The sequence below is a fragment of the Streptomyces sp. SD31 genome (assembly GCF_052068475.1).
In the GTDB taxonomy this organism is placed as follows: domain Bacteria; phylum Actinomycetota; class Actinomycetes; order Streptomycetales; family Streptomycetaceae; genus Streptomyces.
Window position 1 is genome coordinate 214,016 of record NZ_JBQHCX010000004.1, and the last position, 21,455, is coordinate 235,470.

General features: G+C 71.8%; 17 protein-coding genes. 10 read left to right on the forward strand and 7 right to left on the reverse strand.

Translation table 11 applies throughout. The annotated features are described in order from the left end of the window. Positions 1 to 165 precede the first annotated feature (165 nt). The 4 genes from ACTMVF_RS10870 (at position 166) to ACTMVF_RS10885 (ending at position 4,418) form a co-directional block, all read left to right on the forward strand. Positions 166 to 882: an ANTAR domain-containing response regulator gene (locus ACTMVF_RS10870; RefSeq protein WP_441270734.1), complete on the forward strand. Its 717-nt coding sequence runs from the start codon at positions 166 to 168 to the stop codon at positions 880 to 882. Between the two features lie 257 nt (positions 883 to 1,139). Continuing rightward, positions 1,140 to 1,964 (forward strand): hypothetical protein, encoded by an 825-nt coding sequence (locus ACTMVF_RS10875; RefSeq protein WP_441270735.1) that lies wholly within the window; start codon positions 1,140 to 1,142, stop codon positions 1,962 to 1,964. Positions 1,965 to 2,091: 127 nt separating this feature from the next. Further along, complete coding sequence (locus tag ACTMVF_RS10880) at positions 2,092 to 3,339, forward strand: aminotransferase class I/II-fold pyridoxal phosphate-dependent enzyme (RefSeq protein ID WP_441270736.1); 1,248 nt, start codon at positions 2,092 to 2,094, stop codon at positions 3,337 to 3,339. After that, the gene (locus tag ACTMVF_RS10885; protein ID WP_441270737.1) at positions 3,336 to 4,418 is read left to right on the forward strand and encodes an MBL fold metallo-hydrolase; all 1,083 of its coding nucleotides are present in this window, start codon (positions 3,336 to 3,338) and stop codon (positions 4,416 to 4,418) included. The genes ACTMVF_RS10880 and ACTMVF_RS10885 overlap by 4 nt, the downstream gene beginning before the upstream one ends. 71 nt (positions 4,419 to 4,489) lie before the next feature. Here the strand turns inward: ACTMVF_RS10885 and ACTMVF_RS10890 are convergent, their stop codons facing one another. Next, positions 4,490 to 5,110, reverse strand: a complete 621-nt coding sequence (locus tag ACTMVF_RS10890; protein ID WP_441270738.1) for a DedA family protein — start codon at positions 5,108 to 5,110, stop codon at positions 4,490 to 4,492. After that, positions 5,107 to 5,880, reverse strand: a complete 774-nt coding sequence (locus ACTMVF_RS10895) for an MBL fold metallo-hydrolase (protein WP_441270739.1) — start codon at positions 5,878 to 5,880, stop codon at positions 5,107 to 5,109. The genes ACTMVF_RS10890 and ACTMVF_RS10895 overlap by 4 nt, the downstream gene beginning before the upstream one ends. An 84-nt stretch (positions 5,881 to 5,964) precedes the next feature. Between ACTMVF_RS10895 and ACTMVF_RS10900 the strand changes: the two genes are divergently transcribed. The 6 genes from ACTMVF_RS10900 to dnaK all read left to right on the forward strand — a co-directional run bounded on the left by ACTMVF_RS10900 (position 5,965) and on the right by dnaK (position 14,260). Continuing rightward, positions 5,965 to 6,372 (forward strand): hypothetical protein, encoded by a 408-nt coding sequence (locus ACTMVF_RS10900; protein ID WP_441270740.1) that lies wholly within the window; start codon positions 5,965 to 5,967, stop codon positions 6,370 to 6,372. 273 nt (positions 6,373 to 6,645) lie between these two features. After that, positions 6,646 to 8,667, forward strand: a complete 2,022-nt coding sequence (locus ACTMVF_RS10905) for a phage holin family protein (protein WP_441270951.1) — start codon at positions 6,646 to 6,648, stop codon at positions 8,665 to 8,667. Positions 8,668 to 8,756: 89 nt separating this feature from the next. Next, positions 8,757 to 9,818 carry an ATP-binding protein gene (locus ACTMVF_RS10910; protein WP_441270741.1) on the forward strand — a complete coding sequence of 354 codons (1,062 nt, stop codon included), beginning with the start codon at positions 8,757 to 8,759 and terminating at the stop codon, positions 9,816 to 9,818. Beyond that, positions 9,815 to 11,623 carry a vWA domain-containing protein gene (locus ACTMVF_RS10915; RefSeq protein WP_441270742.1) on the forward strand — a complete coding sequence of 603 codons (1,809 nt, stop codon included), beginning with the start codon at positions 9,815 to 9,817 and terminating at the stop codon, positions 11,621 to 11,623. The genes ACTMVF_RS10910 and ACTMVF_RS10915 overlap by 4 nt, the downstream gene beginning before the upstream one ends. A 74-nt stretch (positions 11,624 to 11,697) precedes the next feature. Next, the gene (locus ACTMVF_RS10920) at positions 11,698 to 12,126 is read left to right on the forward strand and encodes an OsmC family protein (RefSeq protein WP_441270743.1); all 429 of its coding nucleotides are present in this window, start codon (positions 11,698 to 11,700) and stop codon (positions 12,124 to 12,126) included. Between the two features lie 277 nt (positions 12,127 to 12,403). Beyond that, complete coding sequence (gene dnaK, locus ACTMVF_RS10925; RefSeq protein ID WP_441270744.1) at positions 12,404 to 14,260, forward strand: molecular chaperone DnaK; 1,857 nt, start codon at positions 12,404 to 12,406, stop codon at positions 14,258 to 14,260. On the opposite strand, the gene narI is transcribed toward dnaK, so the two are convergent. From narI to ACTMVF_RS10950, 5 genes are all read right to left on the reverse strand, one after another. Then, positions 14,257 to 14,979 (reverse strand): respiratory nitrate reductase subunit gamma, encoded by a 723-nt coding sequence (gene narI, locus ACTMVF_RS10930; RefSeq protein ID WP_441270745.1) that lies wholly within the window; start codon positions 14,977 to 14,979, stop codon positions 14,257 to 14,259. The genes dnaK and narI overlap by 4 nt on opposite strands. Further along, entirely contained in the window at positions 14,976 to 15,470 is a 495-nt protein-coding gene (gene narJ / locus ACTMVF_RS10935; protein ID WP_441270746.1) for a nitrate reductase molybdenum cofactor assembly chaperone, read from the reverse strand. Before narJ ends, narI begins: the two co-directional genes overlap by 4 nt. After that, positions 15,470 to 16,987, reverse strand: coding sequence for a nitrate reductase subunit beta (locus ACTMVF_RS10940; protein ID WP_441270747.1), 1,518 nt, complete (start codon positions 16,985 to 16,987; stop codon positions 15,470 to 15,472). Before ACTMVF_RS10940 ends, narJ begins: the two co-directional genes overlap by 1 nt. After that, positions 16,987 to 20,562 carry a nitrate reductase subunit alpha gene (locus ACTMVF_RS10945; protein WP_441270748.1) on the reverse strand — a complete coding sequence of 1,192 codons (3,576 nt, stop codon included), beginning with the start codon at positions 20,560 to 20,562 and terminating at the stop codon, positions 16,987 to 16,989. Before ACTMVF_RS10945 ends, ACTMVF_RS10940 begins: the two co-directional genes overlap by 1 nt. A gap of 77 nt (positions 20,563 to 20,639) precedes the next feature. Then, positions 20,640 to 21,455 (reverse strand): SAM-dependent methyltransferase, encoded by an 816-nt coding sequence (locus ACTMVF_RS10950; RefSeq protein ID WP_441270749.1) that lies wholly within the window; start codon positions 21,453 to 21,455, stop codon positions 20,640 to 20,642.

Consider the following 21,455-nt stretch of genomic DNA (forward strand, 5'->3'; position numbering starts at 1 on the left):
GGGAACGAACCTAGCTGTCGGTGAGGCTTCGCGGAGCGGCGGGTGCCAACTGGTTCTCCCTGTTCTCCACCGCTTCTCCGCCGCATTCCCTGTTTTCCCCGCGTGGGTCCGGGAACGCACACGGAAGCGGGTCCGGGAACGCGCACGGAAGAGGAGGGGTTGAGGATGCCCGCTCACGAACAGGTGGGTCACTGGGGTGACGAATCCGCTGAAGCCGCCCTTCCGGGGCGCAGGCTGTCCGAGTTGGTCGAACAGGCCGTGCGCTGTACCGCCGACTGCTGCGGAGCCAGCAGCCTGGTGGCCGAGGCGGGAGCCGAGCGGCCCGCCGCCGTGACCCATCCCGACCTCGCCGGACTCGTCGCCGTGCAACTGCGGTCCGGGGACGGGCCCATTCCGGCCGCCCTGGAACGGGGCAGGCCCGTCGACTCGGCCGACCTGCTGCGCGACGAGCGCTGGCCGGAGTACCGCGCCATGGCGCTCGACTCGGGCGTGCGCTCCAGCGTCACGCTCCCGTTCCGCCGATCCGGCCTGACGGTCACGCTCAGTCTCTACAGCTTCCGGCCCGGCGCCCTCGAGGACGCCGCGCACGGGCCCGTGCACGCCCTGGGCGAACTCGCCGCGAGCTGCCTGGTCCGCGACCGCTCCTACCGCGCCGCGCTCACCGAGCTCGACCACCTCGGCACCGCCCTGCGCTCCCGGCCCGTCGTCGACCAGGCGTGCGGCATCGTCATGCATGTCCTCGGCTGCGACGCCGACGCCGCTTTCGGCGTGCTGCGCCGCATCTCGCAGGGCACCAACCGCAAGCTGTCGGACGTCGCGGCCGGCGTCGTCAGCAGGCGGGGGCGCGGGCTGGAGCGGGACCTGGCGGCGCTGATGAACTGACGGGGTGAGTTGGGAAACCGGACGCACTGGGGTGAACTCGGTTCGGAAATCCAACTGGCCAAGTGGCTTCGGTCGAGGCCTCCACGCCTCTACGCCTCCACGCGTCGACACCTCGACGCCCTCCGCGTCACCCGCTCGGCCGTCCGCCGTCCCGCGAATGGTGCCCGGCCGCGCGCGCCCGGACGCAGGGCGGGCTGTCATGGCTGCGGGGGCACGAACGCCGTACCCCGCAGCCGTCGGCCGAAGGAGTTCACCCCATGCGCCGCACCGCCCGCGCCCTGTCCGTCGCCGCTCTGGCCGGTGCCGTCGTCGGCAGTACCGCCTCGGCCGCCTCCGCGGACCCGGCCGCGGAGGTCAGCCCCGGCACGGCCTCGCCGGGCGGCAGCGTCACCGTCTCGGTCTCCTGCGACTCCCTCGGCGACGGCACCTGCCCGGCGGCCGCCGGCGGGGAGGGCAAGCCGTGGAGCGCAACGCTCGCAGTGGCTCGCGACAGTGCCGGTGGTGAGGGTGCCGCGGACGAGGGCGGAACTGGCGTCGAGGGCGGCAGCATGGGGGACGGTGGGGGCAGTGACGGCGGCGGGGGCGGTGAGGACGGCGGGGGTGGTGCCGAGGGTGGCAAGGGTGGCGTCGACGGGGGTGGGGGTGCGGTCGACGGTGGCCAGGGCGACAGCGAGGGCGGGAGCCGGCCCTGCGGTGAGCAGCACTCGGGCAATGCCGAGTCCCATGGGGACAACGCCGAGCCCTACGCGGACGACGCCGAGCCCCACACGGACAACGCCGAGCCCCACGCGGACAACACCGATCCCTACGCGGACAAGGCCGACCCCTCTCTGGACAAGTCAGAACCTCACTCGAACGAAACCAAGCACCGCTCGGACACCGGCGAGCACCCCTCGGACACCGGCGGCCAGCACCGGGAAGACTGCGCCAGCGAGGCGATCCATCGTGGCGTGGAGGCCGGCGCGGGCGGTGCCTTCACCGACTCCGTCTCCGCGCTGGTCGCCGGAGGCGTCCTGATCGCGGGCGCGCTCGGCGGCGCGGTGTACCGGCTGCGCCGCAAGACGCCCACAGCGGAGGACTGACAGACCGTATGTGACGGGCGCAACCTCAGCGGAGGCTCATGGGGTTGCCCGACGATGGGTACGCAGAGCGCGGGAGCACCGGACCACGACGGACCAACAGGACACCAGGCACTGCGCGGAGGCACGGATGCGCCGGACGGACCCCGAAGACCACGGCCCCGTCCGTTTCGGGCCGCCGCTCCCGGACGACGGGCTGCCCGTGCTGCCCGAACTGGCCGCCGTGCTCGCCGCGGCGGCGGGGCGGGCCGAGAGCGAGCCGGTCGGCGGCGGTGCCGCACTCCTGGAGGCCGCGTGCGGCTACTGGGACCGGCGTGGCCTGCCGACCGAGCCCGACCGGGCGGTGGCCGCTCCCGGGGCGCCCGCGCTGCTGCTCGCGCTGACCGCGGCCCTCGGCGGCGACGTCCTGGTGCCGCGGCCCTGCGCGGCCTGGTGGGCGCCGTACGCACGCCTGTTGGGCAGACCCGTCTTCCACGTGGCGACACCGGCCGAGTGCGGCGGTGTCCCGGATCCGTACGCCCTTCTGGAGACCGTCCGCCGAGTCCGCGCGGAGGGTGGTGACCCGCGGCTGCTCGTGCTGTCCGTCGCCGACGACCCCACCGCCACGGTGGCCCCGCCCGAAGTGCTGCACGAGACCCTGGAGGCCGCCACCGACGAGGGGTTGCACATCGTCAGCGACGAGACCTGGCGCGACACCGTGCACGCCCCGCACGACACCGTGCTGCTCAGCCCCGCCGAGATGCTGCCCGATCAGGTCACCGTCGTCACCGACCTGTCCGGCGCCCACCTCCCGCCGGGCTGGCCGGCCGCGGTCGCCCGGTTCCCCGCGGGCGAGGTCGGCGACAGCCTCCACGCGCGCGTGCTCGACGTGCTCACCGCGCTCGGCGCCCGCGTCGCCGGACCGGTCGCCCTCGCGGCCGGGTATGCGCTGGCCGAGCCCGAGCCGGTCACCGCGCGGGTCACCGCCGCCGTACGCTTGCACGCGCGCGTGGCCGGCGCCATGTACGCGGCCGCCGTAGGGGCCGGTGCCGTGGCGCGGCCCCCGCAGGCCGGGCGGCATCTGTACGTCGACCTCGGCCCGCTGCGCGCCGGGCTGTCCGCGCACGACGTGGGGGACGCGCAGGACCTGGAGGACTACCTCGCCGCCCGGCTCGGCCTGCCCGCCCCGGGCGGGCACCGCTTCGGCGACGACCTCGGCGCACTGCGCGTACGGCTGTCCACCGGGCCGCTGCTGGCCGGCAGCGACGAGGAACGCGCGGAATGCGTCACCTCACCCTCGCCGTTGGAACTGCCACACGTGCAACGTGCGTTGATCCACCTGAAGTCGGTCTTCGACGATCTCCGCGACGACGCTCAGCGATGGGAGCCTCCTCGATGACGCAGCAGTCCGAGTCAGCCATGTCGACCACACCGCGTACGACGACCACGCCGCGTACGACGCCCCGGGGAACCGACGCTCCGGCGGGCCCGTCACCCCTCTCGCCCCCGTTCCCGCCGCTCGCCGCACCCCGCCCGCTGGGTGAACGCCGGGCGTGGCCGCGGACTTTCCACGACCGTCTCACCGCCCCGCTGCCCGGCTTCAGGACCCTCGCCCGCTTCGCCCGCGAGGGCGCCGTACGCCCCGGCCGCGAGGGCCTGGCCGACATCCCCCGGCTGCCCTTCGAACCGGCCCCGCTGCCCCGCGTGGACGCGCGCACGGTCGCCGTCTCCTGGGCGGGGCACGCCAGTTGGGTCGTGCGGATCGGCGGGCTGACCGTCCTCACCGACCCCGTCTGGTCGCGCCGCATCCTCGGCACCCCGGCCCGCATCACCCCCGTCGGCATCCCCTGGAGCGCCCTGCCGCGCGTGGACGCGGTGGTCATCAGCCACAACCACTACGACCACCTGGACGCCCCCACGCTGCGCCGACTCCCGCGCGACACCCCCGTGTTCGTGCCGGCCGGCCTCGCGGGCTGGTTCCGTCGCCGCCGCTTCACCCAGGTCACCGAGCTGGACTGGTGGGAGGCGGCCGAACTGTCCGGCGTCCGCTTCGACTTCGTGCCCGCCCACCACTGGTCCAAGCGCACCCTGACCGACACCTGCCGCAGTCTGTGGGGCGGCTGGGTGCTCACCGCCCCCGACGGACAGCGCGTGTACTTCGCGGGCGACACGGGCTACGGCCACTGGTTCACCCGCATCGGCGAGCGCTATCCCGGCATCGACCTCGCCCTGCTCCCCATCGGCGCCTACGACCCCCGCTGGTGGCTCAGCGACGTCCACTGCGACCCGGAGGAGGCGGTCCGCGCCGCCCAGGATCTGGGCGCGCAGCGGATGGCGCCGATGCACTGGGCGACGTTCGTGCTGTCGGCTGAGCCGGTCCTGGAACCGCTCACGCGCGTGCGGGTGGCGTGGGAGAAGGCGGGGTTGGACCGGGCGGACCTGTGGGACATGCCGGTGGGCGCTTCAAAGGTGCTGTAGAGCAGCCAACCTAAAGGGGCGCGGGAAACTGCGCGAGCAACCACAAACGACCCGCACTCCGCGACGAAACATCACCTGGCAGGTCGAAGCCGCCTCCACACACTCGGCGCCACGCTGATGACCAACGTCAACGCAACCGCCGCGACCACACCCTCCCACGGCTCACTGAACAGGGACCCCCCAAGAATCCCGATCAGCTGATACGTCACCGCCCACGCGAGGCATGCCGGCAGGTTCCCCCGCGCAAACCGCCGCATCGGCCACTTCCCCAGCAGACAGGCCAACATCACCGGCAACCGCCCCGCCGGCACCAGCCGGGACAGCACCAGCACGGCCACCCCATGCGCGGCGAGCTTCTCCTGCGCCTGAGCGAGCCGTTCCTCCGGCGCGCGCGAGCGGATCGCCTCCAGCCAGCGCGAGCCGTTCTTCGACCGCATACCGCGCCGCCCCAGCCAGTACAGCGTCGCATCCCCCAGGAACGCGGCGGTCGATGCCGTCACGAACACCAGCGCCAGCGAGAACGGCGCCGTCTGGTGGAACGCCACCACCGCCGCCGAACTCACCAGCGCCCCGGTCGGCACGATCGGCACGAGCGCCCCGATCAGTACGAGCAGGAACAGCGACGGATAGCCGATCGCCTGCTGTGTCGACTCGGGCGGCACCACCGTCGTGGTGGCGGCCAGCACCGTCACCGGGTCACCTCCAGGCGCACGCTCTCCCCGTGCGTGAGCCGGTGCACCGATACGCCGGGCGCGCGCTCCGCCGCGAGCCGCGCGAACTCGTCGCCCGGCGCATGGAATTCATGGGGGCGCACGGCGTCCATGCCGATCGGCCAGTACGTGCCGTAGTGCACCGGCACGGCACTGTGCGGCGCGAGCAGGGCCAGTGCCTCGGCGGCCCGCCCCGCGTCCAGATGGCCCTCCCCGAGATACGGTCCCCAGCCGCCCACCGGCAGCAGTGCCACGTCGACCGGCCCGACCTCCTTCGCCATCGACTCGAACAGCCCGGTGTCCCCGGCGAAGTACGTACGCCCCTCGCCCTCGATGACATAGCCCAGGGCGGGGGAGCGGTGCGGTCCGACGGGCAGTCGCCGCCCGTCGTGCCGCGCGGACACGGCCCGTACGGTCAGCTCGCCCACCGTCGTCACGTCCCCGGGCGCCATCTCGGTCACCCGCAGATGCGTGAGCCGACGCAGTGCCGGCACCGCGCGGGGCGCACCCCGGGGCACGAGCAGGAGGGTGCCCCGCGCCAGCCTCGCCAGGGACGGAACGTGCAGGTGGTCCGCGTGGAGGTGGGAGACCGCGGCGACGTCCGCGTGCCAGGCGCCGGGCGGTGGCAGCGCGCCCCGGCGGCGGCGCAAGTGTGCGAGCCGGCGCGCGAACAGGGGATCGGTGAGGACGCGTACGTTCGAGTCGTCGACCGTGCAAGTGGCGTGACCCCACCAGGTGATCTCCACCGGCACCTTCTTTGCCTCCTTCGCGCGACTCCCCGAAGCGTACGGGCTGGAGTAGGGTCGGCGGCGAAACCCGGAGGTGAGGGGGACGCCATGGGGTCATCCGTAGTGCGTGTCACGGCGATCGCCAGTCTGACGCCTCTCGAAGAGCTGGACGCCGACCCCTTCCTGGTGGACTCCCGCAGCCAGCACGCCATGTGCGCCCGCTGGGCCGCGGAGCACGGGTACGTCGTCGCGCGTGAGCTGCTCGTACGCCGGTTGCGGGCGGACCACAGCGTGCTGTGGGAGGGCGTGCGGCCCGGCCTCGACCTGTTCGTGGCGCCCAGCCGGAGGGTGCTGGAGAGCGCGCTGTCGTCCGTCGAGGAGTTCACCGCGGAGTGCGCCCGGCGGGGTGTGCGGGTGGAGCTCGTGGGGCGCGCGGAGCCGTTGTACGACGCGCAGATGAAGGCCCGGGTACATCGGAGACTGTCGATGCCGACGGCCGGCTACGACGGACGTTGACACATTCCGGCCCGTCCGGCGTTCGAGGACGAGGCCGGTTCAGGGCCGATGGGGGTCCAGGGGGGCGGAGCCTCCCTTCAAGAATGGGACGGGCAGGGGCGGCGGGGGCGAGAAACACCGGGCCGAGGCCCGGCCCCCGCCCGGTGTCGGAGCGGTATGCCACGCTGGGGACCGAAGGCTCGTTCGGGGCGGCGAGCCGGGACGTGAGGTGGGCTGGGCGTGCGTGGTGGGCGTTGGCGGCGGGTTGCCAGTCAGGTCGGGCGGAGCGTCACCGTGTGGGCGGTCTCCACCGTCACCATGCTCGTGCTCGCCGGGATCCTGCCCGACTTCCAGCTCCAGTCCGCGGACGGCGACAGCGCCACCAGCATCGCCGTCACCGCCGCCCTCGGCGCCGGCGCGTTCGGTCTGCTCTCGGCGATCTTCTGGCCCCTCCTCATACGGCTCCTGCTGCTGGTGCCCGCCCTGGTGCTCGGCCTGCTGGTGTTCTTCCTCAACGGCTCGCTGCTCATCGTCGCCCTGCGCCTCGTGCCCTCCGGCGACAGCGAGGCCGCCCCCGAGACCGCCGTCATCGTCGCCGCCGTGATGTCCGCCGTCGCCTCCGCCACCGGCGCGGCCCTCGCCGTACGGGACGACGACGCGTACCGGCGCAGGCTGTACCGCCTCGCCGACCGCCGCCGCAGAGCGCTGCCACCCGGCCCGTCCAGCCCCGGCACCGTCTTCCTGCAGCTCGACGGCGTGGGCCACGACGTCCTGTGCGCCGCCGTCGACAAGGACCTGATGCCCACGGTCGCCCGCTGGCTCGGCGGCGGCGCCCGCCCCACCCACCGGCTCACCCCCTGGCGCACCGACTGGTCCAGCCAGACCGGCGCCAGCCAGCTCGGCATCCTGCACGGCAGCAACCACGACGTCCCCGCCTTCCGCTGGTACGAGAAGGCCGGGCGCGAGGTGATGGTCTGCAACCGCCCCACCAGCGCCGCCGAACTCCAGCGCCGCGCCATCGACCGCACCGGCGACGGCGGACTGCTCACCGCCGACGGCGCCAGCCGCGGCAACCTCTTCAGCGGCGGTGCCGACGAGCAGGCCCTCGTGCTGTCCATCGCCACCAAGCGCCGCAGTCGCGAGAACCGCTCCCGGGCGGGCTACTTCGCCTACTTCTCCGACCCGGCCAACGCCGTGCGCACGGCCCTGTCCTTCGTCGCCGAGGTCGGCCGCGAGATCGGCCAGTCCACCCGGGCCCGCGCCCGCAAGGTCCGGCCGAGGGTCTCGCGCGGCGGTCTCTACCCGTTCGTCCGCGCCTTCGCGACCGTCGTCGAGCGGGACGTCGTCGTGGCCGCGGTGATGGGCGACATGCTCGCCGGGCGCACCTCCGTCTACGCCGACCTCGTGGCGTACGACGAAGTGGCCCACCACTCGGGGCCGTGCAGCCGGGACGCCGAGAAGGTCCTCGAACGCCTCGACCGGGCACTGGCGTTGATCGAGAAGGTCGCCGAGCACGCGCCGCGGCCGTACCGGTTCGTCGTGCTGTCGGACCACGGCCAGAGCCCCGGCGAGACCTTCCGCGCCCGCTACGGCCTCGGCCTCGGCGACCTGGTGCGGGCCGGCTGCGGGCTGCCCGTGCCGCGCAGGGCGCAGCGCACCCACAGCGGGGCCGAGGCCCGTGCGGCGGTGCGCGCGGCGCTGCGCATCCCCGTCGAGGAGGGCGGCGAGCAGCACCGCCCCTCGCGCCGCCGTTCCGAGCCGATCGTGCTGGCCTCCGGCAACCTCGGCCTGGTCTCCTTCCCGGACGTGCCGCACCGGATGACCAAGGAGGAGATCGACGCCCGCCACCCCGCCCTGCTCACCACCCTCGCCAACCATCCCGGCGTCGGTTTCCTGCTCGTCCGCAGCGAGAAGCACGGCGGGCTCGTGCTCGGCGCGTACGGCGCGGAGATCCCTCTCGACCAACTGGATGACAAGCCCGGGCCGTTGGAGGTCTTCGGGCCGGGTGCCGCCGACGCCGTACGGCGCACGCACGCCTTCCCGAACGCCGCCGACATCATGGTCAACTCCGCCTACGACCCGGCCGACGGCGGCGAGGTCCTCGCCTTCGAGGAGCAGATCGGTTCGCACGGCGGGCTCGGCGGCGCGCAGGGCAAGCCGTTCCTGCTGTCGCCGCTCGTCTTCTCCGCGCCGGTCGACGACGGGGAGGACCTCGTCGGCGCCGAGCACGTGCACCGCGTGCTGCGGCGCTGGCTGCGCGAAGCGGACGGCCCCCAGGTGCCCTTGGAGACGGAGCCGGAGGAGCGGGCCGCCTGAAAATCGGCTGCGTTGGAGGGGCCGCGGGCCCACACTGTTCGAGTCGCAAAGTCGCAAACCTCTCGAACACACCCCAAGGAGCACCTGCGTTGCAGGCAGCCGTCACCGTCACGCCCGCCCGAATCCCCGAACTCCTTCTCGGCCTCGCCACCGTGCGGCCGGTCTTCCTCTGGGGCGCCCCCGGCATCGGAAAGTCCTCCCTCGTCAGGGACTTCGCCGAGTCGCTGGGGCTGGAGTGCGTGAGTCTGCTCGGCACCCAGCTCGCGCCGGAGGACCTGATCGGCGTGCCGCAGATCCGGGACGGGCGGTCGGTGTTCTGCCCGCCGGAGGCGATCGCCCGCGACGAGCCGTACTGCCTGTTCCTGGACGAGCTCAACGCGGCCACCCCGGATGTGCAGAAGGCGTTCTACTCGCTGATCCTGGACCGCCGTATCGGCAACTACGAGCTGCCGAAGGGCTCCATCGTGATCGGCGCCGGCAACCGCTCGACGGACAACGCCCTCGCCCGCCCCATCGCCTCCGCGCTGGTCAACCGTCTCACCCACGTCCACCTGGAGGCGTCCGCCAAGGACTGGCTGACCTGGGCCGCGAACAACGGGATCCACCCGTGGATCCTGGACCACCTCATCGACCGGCCCGACCACCTGTGGTCCAAGCCGCCGAAGACCGAGGAGCCGTTCTCCACGCCCCGCTCCTGGCACATGCTCTCCGACGCGCTGCACTCCTTCGGACGCGACCTCGACGAGGAGACGCTGAAGGTGCTCGCGCACGGCACGCTGACGCCGACGCACGCCACCGCGTTCTGCGGCTACGTCAAGATCGTGCGCAGCCAGTTCGGCATCGAGGCAATCATCAAGGGCGACGCCCGCTGGCCGCACCGCATGGAGGACCGCGACCTGCTCTACTACCTCGCCGAGTCCTTCCGCGGCCGGCTCATCAAGGAACTGCCCGCCAGCAAGGAGCACATGTCGGCGAGCGGCCGGCAGACCGCGTACCGCGCCAAGTCGCTGCTGGTGCAGCTCGCGGAGATCTCCGTCGAGGTCGCCCAGAGCGTCATCGCCTCCGACACCGACGGCAACCCCGCCCTGCCCGCCTGGTTCCTGGTCGAGGCGGCACGGGACATGCCGCGGCTGGTGGAGGCGCGGCGATGAGCCGAACTCCCGCCAACCGGACTCCCGTAAAGAAGAAGCGGGATGTCGCGGGGGAGGCGTTCGCCGAGGGAATGCGGCTGGTGCGGGCCAATCCCGCGCTCGCCGCCGTAGAGTTCAGCGTCTGCCGCGACGAGAAGTGCGACACGGCGCTCCGGGACGGACTCGTCCGCGTCTCCTCCAGCGGCACGCTGCACGCCCACCCGACCCGCGTCGCCGATCCCGCCGTGTGGGCCTGGTCGATCGCGCACGCCGTCCTCCACCTCGGCTTCGGCCATGTCCCGGCGGCGAAGGGGGAGCGCGAGCAGCCCGACCGGTACGACCTCGCGGCGCGCTGCGTGGTCGTCAACCGTTTCCTGCTGTCCTTCCCCGTGGGCCGAACCCCGGACGACCAGCCCCTGTCGTACCCGGACGGCGACGAGGAGCGACTCGCCGCGCACTGGCGACGCCATGGGCTCCCGGCCACGTATGAGCGCTGCGGTACCGCCGGCGCCGAGCCCGACCAGCTGCTCGTGGAATGGCGGGACTGGTACCACCAGCCTCCGGACCACCAACTGGCCTTCGCCACCGCGCTGACCCGCACCGTGTCCACCGCGATGGACATGGCGGGCGGCCGACGCGACTCCATGGACGGCGAACCGGTCAAGAAGCGGCCGTGGCAGTGGGCACTGGAGTGGTTCATCACCTCCTACCCGCTGCTCGGCGGCATCGCGGCCGGCATCAAGCTGGTCGCCGACGCCGAACTCGCCCGCGCCCACGGCATCTCCGTCGCCGCCGTCAACGCCGAGGCCGGCGAGATCTACATCAACCCGCTGCGGACCTTCGAGGACGAGGAATGGCGGTTCATCCTCGCCCACGAGATGCTGCACGCCGCCCTGCGCCACGGCGACCGCTGCGGTGCCCGCGACCCGTACCTGTTCAATGTCGCCTGCGACTACGTCATCAACGGCTGGCTGCGCGAGATGCAGGTCGGCGAGATGCCCCAAGGGCTGCTGTACGACGCGCAGTTCACCGGCCTGTCCGCCGAGGAGGTGTACGACCGGATCGTCGGCGACCTGCGCCGGATGCGCCGCCTGGCCACCCTGCGCGGCAAGGGCGTCGGCGATGTGCTCGGCGCCCCGCTCGGGCCGCCCGGCGACACCTGCGACCTCGACGAGTTCTACCGCCGGGGCCTCTCGCACGGCCTGGACCTGCACCAGCAGCAGGAGCGCGGCTTCCTGCCCGGCGGCCTGGTCCAGGAGATCCGCGCGCTCAGCCATCCGCCGCTGCCGTGGGACGCCCGACTGGCCCGCTGGTTCGACGAGTTCGTCCCCCGCCCCGAGCCGGTGCGGTCGTACGCCCGTCCCTCGCGCCGTCAGTCGTCGACGCCCGACATCCCGCGCGCGGGCCGCTGGTTCCCGCCCGAGGAGATCGCCCGCTGCACCTTCGGCGTGGTCCTGGACACCTCCGGCTCCATGGGGGCCGTCCTGCTCGGCAAGGCGCTGGGCGCCATCGCCTCCTACGCGGCGGCCCGGGACGTACCGGCGGCGCGGGTGGTGTTCTGCGACGCCGCCCCCTACGACGCCGGGTATGTGCCGGTGACCGAGATCGCCGGGCGGGTGCGGGTGCACGGCCGCGGCGGTACGGTCCTGCAGCCCGGGATCGATCTCCTCCAGCGCGCGGACGACTTCCCGCCGGGCGCGCCCGTCCTGGTCATCACGGACGGCTGGTGCGACGTGCTGAGGGTGCGGCGCGAGCACGCGTACCTGATCCCCCAGGGACGTCGCCTGCCGTTCACCCCGCGTGGGCCGGTCTTCCGAGTGCAGTGAGCCTGAGTGTGATCGGATGGGGGACACGGAACCCGTACCCGGGACCTCCCCGTAAGCATGCGAAGGGATTCATCGTGGCAACCACGCGCTCCGCACACACCGTGTGGGAAGGCAATCTGTTCAAGGGCAATGGCGTCGTCTCCTTCGACTCCTCCGGCAGCATCGCCCAGCAGCCGGTCACGTGGGCGTCGCGCGCCGAGGACGCGAACGGCAAGACCAGCCCGGAGGAGCTGATCGCCGCCGCCCACTCCAGCTGCTACTCCATGGCCTTCTCGAACATCCTCGACAAGGCCGGCACCCCGCCGACCAAGCTGGTCACCTCCGCCGATGTGACGTTCCAGCCGGGCGAGGGCATCACCGGAATCCACATCACCGTCGAGGCCACGATTCCGGGCATCTCCGAGGAGGACTTCCAGGCCAGGGCCGAGGACGCCAAGGTCAACTGCCCGGTCAGCCAGGCGCTGAAGGCGGTGCCGATCACGCTGTCGGCGAAGTTGTCGTAGCGGTTCGCCCATGGGGGTGCCGCGGCGGCTGTGTGGCGTCTGCGGCGGTGTGGGGGCTTGTCGCGCCCACGCGGCGGAGCCGCATATCGATACAGCCCCGCGCCCCTAGGGGGCGGCCCTGCGGGCCTGCCCCCTAGGGGCGCTCCCAGGCCCAGGCCCTGAGCGAGCGCTCAGCCCTCGTTTGGCACCGCTCCCCCCGGTCACCCGTCCCATTGACAAGAACCCGCTCAAGTTTTGTGCTGGAGTTCAAGGGGCGCCCTGGCGGAAGGGGACAGCGATGGCACGCGCGGTCGGGATCGATCTCGGGACCACGAACTCGGTGGTGGCCGTCCTGGAGGGCGGTGAGCCCACGGTCGTCGCCAACGCGGAGGGGGCCAGGACCACACCGTCGGTCGTGGCCTTCGCCAAGAACGGCGAAGTACTCGTGGGTGAGGTGGCCAAGCGGCAGGCGGTGACGAACGTCGAGCGCACCGCCCGCTCCGTGAAGCGGCACATGGGCGACGGGAACTGGCGCTTCCCGGACCAGGGCGACATCGACGGCACCCGCTACCGGGCGCAGGAGCTGTCGGCCCGGGTGCTGCAGAAGCTGAAGCGGGACGCCGAGTCCTATCTCGGCGAGGACGTCACCGACGCGGTGATCACCGTGCCCGCGTACTTCGACGACGCCCAGCGGCAGGCCACCAAGGAGGCCGGGGAGATCGCGGGCCTGAAGGTCCTGAGGATCATCAACGAGCCCACGGCCGCCGCCCTCGCCTACGGCCTCGACCGGGGCGAGGAACAGACGGTGCTGGTCTTCGACCTCGGCGGCGGCACCTTCGACGTCTCCCTGCTGGAGATCGGCGACGGAGTCATCGAGGTCAAGGCCACCAACGGTGACACACACCTGGGCGGCGACGACTGGGACCAGCGGGTCGTCGAGCACCTGGTGAAGAAGTTCAAGGGGCAGTACGGCATCGACCTCGGCAACGACAAGATGGCGCTGCAGCGGCTGCGTGAGGGGGCCGAGAAGGCCAAGATCGAGCTGTCCAGCTCCTCCGAGACGACGATCAACCTGCCCTACATCACCGCCTCCGCCGAGGGCCCCCTGCACCTCGACGAGAAGATGACCCGTGCCCAGTTCCAGGAGCTCACCGCCGACCTCCTCGACCGCTGCAAGACCCCCTTCCACCAAGCCGTCAAGGACGCCGGGATCAAGCTCTCCGCGGTCGACCACGTCATCCTCGTCGGCGGCTCCACCCGCATGCCCGCCGTCACCGACCTGGTGAAGGAACTCACCGGCAAGGACCCGCACAAGGGCGTCAACCCCGACGAGGTCGTGGCCGTCGGCGCCGCCCTCCAGGCGGGCGTCATCCGCGGCGACGTCAAGGACGTCCTGCTGCTCGACGTCACCCCGCTGTCCCTCGGCATCGAGACCAAGGGCGGCATCATGACGAAGCTCATCGAACGCAACACGACGATCCCCACCCGGCGTTCGGAGATCTTCACCACCGCCACCGACAACCAGCCCTCCGTCGGCATCCAGGTCTACCAGGGCGAACGCGAGATCGCGGCGTACAACAAGAAGCTCGGCGTCTTCGACCTCACCGGTCTGCCGCCCGCGCCGCGCGGCGTCCCGCAGATCGAGGTCGCGTTCGACATCGACGCCAACGGGATCATGCACGTCTCCGCCAAGGACCTGGCCACCGGCCGTGAGCAGAAGATGACGGTCACGGGCGGCTCGGCGCTCCCGAAGGACGACATCGACCGCATGATGCGGGAGGCCGAACAGTACGCCGAGGAGGACCGCAAGCGACGCGAGGCGGCGGAGACGCGCAACCAGGCCGAACAACTCGTCTACCAGACCGAGAAGTTCCTCCGCGACAACGAGGACAAGGTCCCGGCGGACACCAGGTCGGAGGTCGAGTCGGCGGTCACGGAACTGAAGCGGCAACTGGAGCAGAACGCCGAGACGAGCGCCCTGCGCACGGGCGTCGAGAAGCTCGCCACGGTCAGCCAGAAGATGGGCCAGGCGATGTACGCGTCGGCCTCCGGCGGTTCAGCCGATGAGCCGAAGGCGAGCGCCCCCGACGAAGAGGGCGTGGTGGACGCGGAGATCGTCGACGACGAGAAGGAGCAGAAGGGCGGAGCGGCCTAGCGACGGCTCGTCTCCCAGCCTTGTTTGTCCGGGCGCGGTCCCAGCTGCCGCGGGTCACGCGCCCGGTACACCACATACGGCCGGAACAGATACTGCACCGGCGCGCTGAACATGTGAGCCAGCCGCGTGTACGGCACCAGCGCGATCAACGTCATGCCGATCACCGCGTGGACCTCGTACAGCACCGGCACGCCCGCCATGCGGTCGACATCCGGCTGGAGGGTGAACAGACTGCGGGCCCAAGGGGCGATGGACTGGCGGTAGTCGTACCCGTCGCCGGAAGCGTGGGCCAGTTTGGCGACCATGCCCAGCACCATCGCCGCGAGCAGGACGACGTACATGAGCTTGTCGTTGGCGGTCGTCGCACGGAGGACGGGGGCGTTGGTGCGGCGGCGGTATACGAGCAACAGGATCCCGGCGACCGTGAGCACGCCGGCCGCCGTGCCGCCGTAGAGGGAGAACAGGTGGTAGCCGTGCGCGCTGACGCCCAGCGTGTCTGTCCAGGACTCCGGGATGAACAGCCCCACCACATGGCCGACCAGCACGAACAGGATGCCGTAGTGGAAGGCGGGCGAGGCGATGATCAGGAGCTTAGACTCGTACACCTGGGACGAGCGTGCGGGTCGGCCGAACCGGTCGTAGCGGTGACGCCAGACCAGGCCGGCGACGAGCAGGGCGAACGTGACGTAGGGCAGGACGCCCCACAGGAGTGTGGTCATGGCCGCGCCCCCGTCTGTGCGGTCGGAAGGGTGGCGCACACGGCGTCCAGGACGGACGCGTACGGTGTGCCGAAGTCGGCGAGCCCGGAGCGGAGCTCTTCCAGGGCGTCCCGGTGTTCCAGCAGGAGGTCGGTGTTGCCGGTGCGGGCCGTGAACTCCAGTACCGCGGGCAGGAAGTCGGGCGGCTCCTCGTCGGTGCACTCCAGTCCGTGCGCGCGGTAGACGTCCTTGAAGCGGACCAGCGACATGCCGCGCCGCCGGGTGTCCCCGTCGCGCCACCAGCTCAGGTACAGGCTGTGGCGGTTGTCGAAGTCGAAGACCTGGACGTAGTGGGCGGCCAGCTCCTGCGGGGGCGTGACCCTCGCGTGGTCGGTGAACTCGCGTAGTTGCGGGGCGGCTTCGCGCAGGAGCGGCAGGCGGGCGCGGAATTCGTCGTCGGGGTAGGTCAGGCAGAGCGCGGCCGCCTGGTAGAGCACCTCGAAGGACGGCATCAGGCCTCCTCGGCGTCGGCTGTAGAAGTGGTGTGCGCCGCGTCGTCCGCGGTCTGTCGTCCGCGCAGGAGGTGGAAGTTCTCCACCGGCATCAGCGGCAGCAGCCTGCGGCCCGAGTCCCGGCCGAAGGGGCCGTCCCCGCCCATCCCGGGCCCGCCGTCGTAGTCCAGACTGCAGCCCTCCGGGAGCGCCGACTCCTCCAGGCGGCGGGCGTCCCCGACGGCTGCCGTCGGAATCACGTACCGCTCCTCGTCCTTGGCGATCGCCAGCAGCCGGTACATCTGCTCGATCTCGTAGACGCCCATGCCCACGGCGGCCGGCACCGAAGGATCCGGCTCCTCGCCGAGGTTGACCGCCCGCATGTGGGAGCGCATCGCGGCCAGCTTCTCCAGCGAGGACCGGACCGGGCCGACGTCACCGGCCGTGAACAACTCCGCCAGGTACTCCAGCGGAATGCGCAGACTGTCGATCGCGCCGAACAGGTTGCCCGCGTCCTCACCGTCGTGTCCGGTCTCCGACAGCGCGTCCACCACCGGGGAGAGCGGCGGGATGTACCAGACCATCGGCATCGTCCGGTACTCCGGATGCAGCGGAAGCGCCACCCGATACTTGCTGATCAGCGCGTACACGGGTGAGTGACGGGCGGCCTCCAGCCAGTCGTACGGGATCCCCGCCTCCTCGCACGCCCGCCGCACCTCACTGTCCTCGGGATCGAGGAACACGCCCAACTGCGCCTCGTACAGGTCGTGTTCGTCGCGCACCGAGGCGGCGGCCGTCACCTTGTCGGCGTCGTAGAGCACCACCCCGAGGTAGCGCAGCCGGCCCACGCATGTCTCCGAGCAGACCGTCGGCATGCCGGCCTCGATGCGCGGAGAGCACAGCGTGCACTTCTCGGCCTTGCCGGTGCGGTGGTTGAAGTACACCTTCTTGTACGGGCATCCCGTCACACACATCCGCCAGCCCCGGCACCGGTCCTGGTCGACGAGGACGATGCCGTCCTCCGCCCGCTTGTACATCGCGCCGGACGGGCACGAGGCCACGCAGGACGGGTTGAGGCAGTGCTCGCAGATGCGCGGCAGAGAGAACATGAAGGTCTGCTCGAACTCGAACCGCACCTTGTCCGAGGCCTGTCGGCGCGCCCGCTCGACCATGGGGTCCGGGCCGCCGTACGCCGGAGCGTCCGCGGGGTTCTCGTCGTCGTACGTCCAGGGCTCGTAGTAGTCCTTGATCTCCGGGAGTTCGGGGTGGGAGAAGATCCCGGCAAGCCTGCGCAGCCGCCCGCCCGACTTCGGTTTCAGCGCGCCGCGCCGGTTCAGCTCCCAGCCGCCGCGCCAGCGCTCCTGGTCCTCGTAGCCGCGCGGGTAGCCCTGGCCGGGGCGGGTCTCGACGTTGTTGAACCAGACGTGCTCCATGCCCTGCCGATCGGTCCACGCCTGTTTGCAGGTGACCGAGCAGGTGTGGCAGCCGATGCACTTGTCGAGGTTCATCACCATCGCTATCTGGGCCATCGGACGCATCAGTACTCGACCTCCTGGCTGCGGCGGCGGATCACCGTCACCTCGTCGCGCTGGTTGCCCGTCGGACCCAGGTAGTTGAACGCCCAGGACAACTGGGCGTAGCCGCCGACGAGATGGGACGGCTTGAGGATCAGCCGGTTGAGCGCATCGTGGATACCGCCGCGCTTGCCGGTGGACTCCGTCCTCGGGACGGCGGCGTTGCGTTCCTGTGCGTGATGCATGGAGACGGTGCCGGGCGGCATACGGTGCGAGACGACGGCCCGGGCGGCGACCACGCCGTTGCGGTTGACGGCCTCGACCCAGTCGTTGTCCACGACGCCGATCGCCTCCGCGTCCTGTGGGGACATCCAGATGCTCTGGCCGCCGCGGGAGAGAGCCGGCAGGAAGAGGTCGTCCTGGTACTCGGAGTGGATGGACCACTTGTCGTGCGGGGTGAGGTGACGCACCGCCACCTCCGGTTGCCCGTCCGGGCCGAGTCGCGGCTCGCCGAACAGCTTGTTCATGTCCAGCGGTGGCCGGTAGACCGGGAGCGCCTCGCCCAGCTCGTGGATCCAGTCGTGGTCCAGGAAGAAGTGCTGGCGGCCGGTGAGGGTGTGCCAGGGCTTGAGATGCTCGGTGTTGAGCGTGAAGGCGGTGTAGCGGCGCCCGCCCGACTCGCTGCCCGACCACTCCGGTGAGGGGATCACCGGCACGGGCGCGGCCTGGGCGTCCGCGTATGTGATCTGCTTGCCCTCGTCGTCGGCCGCCAGATGCGCCATCTCCTGCCCGGTACGGGCCTGAAGGGCGCGGAAACCCTGGGTGGCGAGGCGGCTGTTGGTGGTGCCGGAGAGGGCGAGGACGGTGTTCGCCGCCTTCACCGCCGTATCGAGCAAGGGGCGGCCGTCGGGTGTCATGCCGTTCAGCCGCCGGAGGTCCTCGACCTCCTCGTCCGGCTGCAGCGTGATGCCCCTGGTCGGCAGGCCGAGCTGCTCCACCAGCGGACCGAGCGAGGCGAACCGGGCGCCGATCGCCGTGTAGTCGCGCTCGACGACGGTCAGGTGCGGCATGGTCCTGCCGGGTACGGGCTCGCACTCGCCGCGCTTCCAGTCCCGGACGACCCCGCCCGGCTGGGCGATCTCGCCCGGGGTGTCGTGCTGGAGCGCAGTCGCTACCAGGTCCTTGCGCACCCCCAGATGGCCGACGGCCAGCTCACTGAGCCGCTCGGCCAGCGCCTTGAACGTGTCGAAGTCGGTGCGGGCCTGCCACGGCGGATCCACGGCCGGGGTGAAGGAGCGGACGTAGGGATGCATGTCCGTGCCGGCCAGGTCGTGCTTCTCGTACCAGGTCGCGGCGGGCAGGACGACGTCCGACAGCAGCGTGGACGGCGTCTGTCGGAAGTCCAGCGACAGCAGCAGATCGAGCTTGCCCTCGGGCGCCTCGTCGCGCCAGGTCACCTCCCGCGTCCGTATGTCCTCGGCGGCCTCCTCCGCCTGGAGGGACGAGTGCGTGCCCAGCAGGTCTCGGGTGAAGTACTCGGCGCCCTTGGCCGACGAGCCCAGCAGGTCGGCCCGCCACAGCGTCAGCACCCGCGGCCAGTTCTCCGGCGCGTCCGGGTCCTCGCAGGCGAACTTCAAGGTGCCCGCCCGCAGTTCCGCCACCACCCGCGCCACCGGATCGCCGAACACCTCGCCCAGCTCCAGCGGATTGCGGTCGAAGGTCGGATACGACGGCATCCATCCCGCACGCGCCGACAGCGCCAGACAATCCGCGCCCGTCATCCCCCGCAACCGGCCCTGACCGAGCGGCGAGGCCAGCATGTCGGCCGTGAACCCGTCGTAGCGCCATTGGCCGGTGTTGAGGTACCAGTACGCCGTGCCGATCATCTGGCGCGGCGGCCGCGACCAGTCCGACGCGGCCGCGAGCGTCGCCCAGCCGGTCACCGGACGGCCCTTCTCCTGGCCCGGGTAGTGCGCCCAGCCGCCGCCGTTGCGGCCCTGGCAGCCGGTGAGCTGGAGCAGGGCGAGGAACGCGCGGAGAATCGTCTCGGAGTGGAACCAGTGGTTGGTGCCGGTGCCCGTCAGGATCATGCAGCGGCCCTTCGACCGCTCGGCCGTCCGCGCGAACTCCCTCGCGATGCGTATGCACTTGGCCGCCGGGACGGAGGTGTGCGCCTCCTGCCAGGCGGGCGTGCCGGGCGCGTCGGCGTCGTCGTACGACACCGGCCAGCGGCCCGGCAGCCCCTGCCGCCCCACCCCGTACTGGGCGAGCAGCAGGTCGAAGACCGTGGTCACCAGGGGCCCGTGGGCGCCGCCGAGCTTCGTCGCCGGAACACCACGCCGGACGACATCCCCGCGTCCCTGCCCGTGCGGCCCGCCCTCGGTGTCGAAGCGGGGCAGCAGCACCTCCACACCAGCGGCGACCTCACTGCCGTACAGGGTCAACTGCGGCTGTGTCCCGTCGAGTTCGAGATTCCATCTGCCCTCGCCCGACTCGGACCAGCGGAAGCCGAGAGAGCCGTGCGGGGCGACCGCGCGGCCCGTCACCTCGTCGAGTACGACCGTCTTCCACTCGGCGCTTCCGCCCCCCTGGCCCAGTTCCGAAGCGCGCAGGAACTTCGCGGGGACGTAGGCGCCGTCCCGCTCCTCCAGCGTGACCAGGAAGGGCAGGTCGGTGAACTGCCGTACGTAGTCCGCGAAGAACGGTGTCTCACGGTCGACGAAGAACTCCTTGAGCACGACGTGGCCCATGGCGAGGGCCAGTGCGCCGTCCGTGCCGGGGTGCGGGTGGAGCCACTCGTCGGCGAACTTGGCGTTGCCGGCGTGGTCGGGGGCGACCACCACGACCTTCTGGCCCCGGTAGCGGGCCTCCGCCATCCAGTGCGCGTCGGGTGGGCGGGGCACCGGGACGTTCGAGCCCCACATCATCAGATACGCCGCGTCCCACCAGTCGCCCGACTCCGGTACGTCGCTCTGGTCGCCGAAGACCTGCGGGGAAGCCACGGGCAGGTCGGCGTACCAGTCGTGGAACGACGGCATCGGCGCGCCGATCAGGGAGTGGAAGCGGGCGCCCGCCGCGTGCGACACCATCGACATCGCGGGGGCGGGGGAGAAGCAGGCGATGCGGTCGGGGCCGTATGTCTTGATGGTGTGGACGTGCGCGGCGGCGACCAGCTCGACCGCTTCGTCCCAACTCGCCCGTACCAGGCCGCCCTTGCCGCGGACCTGCTGGTAGTGGCGGCGACGGTCGGGGTCGTTCTGGACGTCCGCCCAGGCCAGGACGGGGTCGCGCAGACGCTCCTTCGCCTCCCGGTACATCTCCAGGAGCACCCCGCGGATGTACGGGTAGCGGACCCGGGTGGGGGAGTAGGTGTACCAGGAGAAGGCGTCGCCGCGGGGCTCGTACCCGGGGCGGTCGGGGCCGGCGCTCGACCGGACCCGGTAGAAGGCGTCCGCCTCGCGCCCGCCGGTCAGCTCGACGCTGTGCAGATCGGGCGCGGGCATGCCCGGCCGGAAGAACCTGCCCGCCTTCAGCAGCGCCGCGCCCGGCTCGGCCGGCGGTTCGGCGGGCGAGGTGGGCGGTATCTGCGTGTCGGTCACCGGCGCTCCCTTGCTTGCCCTGGTCCCGAACCTAGGGCGAGGCGCGGGAGCGCACCCCTTCACGGCAGCCGTACGGGTCAGTTCTTGCGGGCGACCCCCGCGTACACCGGCACGATGCCCTCCGCCTGCGCCGCCACGTCCGCCGGCTCCGGACGCCAGCCGTACACGGGGATGACGCCGGGGCCGAGCAACTCCAGGCCCTCGAAGAAGCGGGAGAACTCGGCCAGCGACCGGGGGAAGAACGGCGTGCCGCTGCGCCGGAACTGGTTCGCCGCGTTCTCGATGGCCTCCGGACTGAGGTCGGGGGTGACCTGGGACAGGATCAGATAGCTGCCCGGGGCGAGCGCGGCGACGTACTTCTGGAGCAGGCCGTATACGTCGTCGCCGTCCGGATCGTCGCCCAGGTAGTGGGTCAGCGCGACCAGCGACAGCGCGACCGGCTCGGCGAAGTCCAGCAACTCGCCCGCTCGGCCCAGCAGGGCGTCGATGTCTCGGACGTCGGCGTGCACGTAGTCGGTGCTGCCCTCGGCGGTGCCGTGCAGCAGCGCCTGTGCGTGCCGCAGCACGATCGGGTCGTTGTCGGCGTACACGACCTTGGACTCCGGGGCGACGTCCTGTGCCACCTGGTGCAGATTGGGCTCGGTGGGGATGCCGGTGCCGATGTCCAGGAACTGGCGTATCCCGGCCTCGGCGGCGGTGCGCACGGCCCGGTGCATGAACCGGCGGTTGGCGCGCGCCCCGCGCAGGACCGTGCCGTCCACGGCGAGGATCTTCCGGGCCAGCTCCTCGTCCACCGGGTAGTTGTCCTTGCCGCCCAGCCACCAGTCGTAGACGCGGGCCGGATGCGGTCGGCTGGTGTCGACGCGGGTGGGCTCGGCCTTGGATCCGGTCAT

Coding starts and splice junctions, on each gene's coding strand:
- narI (WP_441270745.1), bottom strand. CDS start 14,979: ATGACCACACTCCTGTGGGGCGTCCTGCCCTACGTCACGTTCGCCCTG.
- ACTMVF_RS10940 (WP_441270747.1), bottom strand. CDS start 16,987: ATGCGTCCGATGGCCCAGATAGCGATGGTGATGAACCTCGACAAGTGC.
- ACTMVF_RS10880 (WP_441270736.1), top strand. CDS start 2,092: ATGCGCCGGACGGACCCCGAAGACCACGGCCCCGTCCGTTTCGGGCCG.
- ACTMVF_RS10875 (WP_441270735.1), top strand. CDS start 1,140: ATGCGCCGCACCGCCCGCGCCCTGTCCGTCGCCGCTCTGGCCGGTGCC.
- narJ (WP_441270746.1), bottom strand. CDS start 15,470: ATGCCGTCCTTCGAGGTGCTCTACCAGGCGGCCGCGCTCTGCCTGACC.
- ACTMVF_RS10900 (WP_441270740.1), top strand. CDS start 5,965: ATGGGGTCATCCGTAGTGCGTGTCACGGCGATCGCCAGTCTGACGCCT.
- ACTMVF_RS10915 (WP_441270742.1), top strand. CDS start 9,815: ATGAGCCGAACTCCCGCCAACCGGACTCCCGTAAAGAAGAAGCGGGAT.
- dnaK (WP_441270744.1), top strand. CDS start 12,404: ATGGCACGCGCGGTCGGGATCGATCTCGGGACCACGAACTCGGTGGTG.
- ACTMVF_RS10885 (WP_441270737.1), top strand. CDS start 3,336: ATGACGCAGCAGTCCGAGTCAGCCATGTCGACCACACCGCGTACGACG.
- ACTMVF_RS10870 (WP_441270734.1), top strand. CDS start 166: ATGCCCGCTCACGAACAGGTGGGTCACTGGGGTGACGAATCCGCTGAA.
- ACTMVF_RS10950 (WP_441270749.1), bottom strand. CDS start 21,455: ATGACCGGATCCAAGGCCGAGCCCACCCGCGTCGACACCAGCCGACCG.